General features: G+C 69.9%; 1 protein-coding gene. It reads right to left on the bottom strand.

The annotated features are described in order from the left end of the window. On the bottom strand, window positions 1-1,277 hold a 1,277-nt coding region (locus ACIQOV_RS41475; RefSeq protein WP_401056331.1), incomplete at its 3' end, for a condensation domain-containing protein. Between the last annotated feature and the right edge of the window lie 95 nt (window positions 1,278-1,372).

Below are 1,372 nucleotides of genomic sequence, written 5' to 3'. Positions count from 1 at the left end.
TCAAGAACGGGAACCAGATCCAGCGAAGAAGTGGAATCCCCCTCCAGCCCGCCGACCAGGTTCTCCACCGCCGTGCACAGCAGACCGCAGACCACACCCGAGTCCATCGGCGCACACGCCTGCACCGTGAACCGGAACCCGACACCCGTGTCGTCCACCGACACCGTCAACGGGTAGTTGTTGCCCTCATGGGCGTACAGGATGTCGATGCCCGCGATCCCGGTCTCCGGCAGGTTCCCCTGACCGGAATCCGAACGCGGCTTGCTGTGACGGTAGTTGAGGATCGAGGTGAACAGCGGGCTCTGCGCCGGCAGGCTGGTCGCCTGCTGGGCGAGGGACAGCGGGGCATGCTCATGGTTCAGCAGTTCGGCCAACTGCGCCTGCGCCGACCGCAGCCCTTCGCCCAGTCGCCGGGTGGCGTCGACCCGGATCGGCAGGGTGTTGATGTACAGACCCGGCGTACGGCTCGCCGCACCTCCCGCGTCCATCCGGCCGAGCAGCACGGTGCCGAACACCGGATGCGTCTGCCCCGTCGTCGCCGCCGCGACCCGCGCCCACGCCAGGTGGAAGAACGCCGCCGCACTCACACCGTACCGGCGGGCCAACTCGCGTACCCGGTCGGCCAATTCGTCCGACAGATCGACGATCGCCTCACCGACCTCGCCGCCGCCGCCGTGCGTGTCCAGAACGCCGTACGGCGCGGTCGGCTCCTCCACCTCCCCGAGCGCCCGCTCGAAGAACGCACGGTGCTGCTCGGCGGTGACCGCCATTCGCGCGTGCGCCACGAAGTCGCGGTACGGCGCCGGCTCCGGCAGCCGCTCGACGTCCTGCTCCAGGTGCGCGCGCACCTCGTCCAACAGGACTTCCAGCGCCTGGTGGTCGCGGATCAGGTGGTGGCTGCGCAGAGCGATCAACCACCGCCCACCATCAATGTCCTGAGTGATCGTCAGATCGAGAAGAGGCGCCCGGCGGATGTCCATCGACGGCGGGCACGCCGCCAGCAGCCGGGCGACCGCGTCGTCACCGGCACCGGCCGCCAGGGCGATCTCGGACACCACCAGCGGAGCCTGCCGCAGCACGACCTGCAGCGGCTGGGACAGTCCCTCCCACAGCACCGCCGTCCGCAGAATGTCGTGCCGGTCCACCACCGCCTGCACCGCGGACACGAATCCGTCGACCCGCTCCCGCGAGTCGACGGCCAGCACCGTCGGCAGGGTGTAGACGTCACGGCCCTGGTCGGCGTCCAGCAGGTGGTGGAAGAAGATGCCCTCCTGCATCGGCGCCAGCGGATAGACGTCCGCGACGTTCGCCGCACCGCCCGGGACCTGCTCCACGATCCGCGCGAGATCGTCCTCGGTGACCTCGGCCAGCG

It is taken from the genome of Kitasatospora sp. NPDC091257, from assembly GCF_044757675.1.
In the GTDB taxonomy this organism is placed as follows: domain Bacteria; phylum Actinomycetota; class Actinomycetes; order Streptomycetales; family Streptomycetaceae; genus Kitasatospora; species Kitasatospora lactacystinica.
This window is presented reverse-complemented; position numbering and strand designations above follow the sequence as displayed.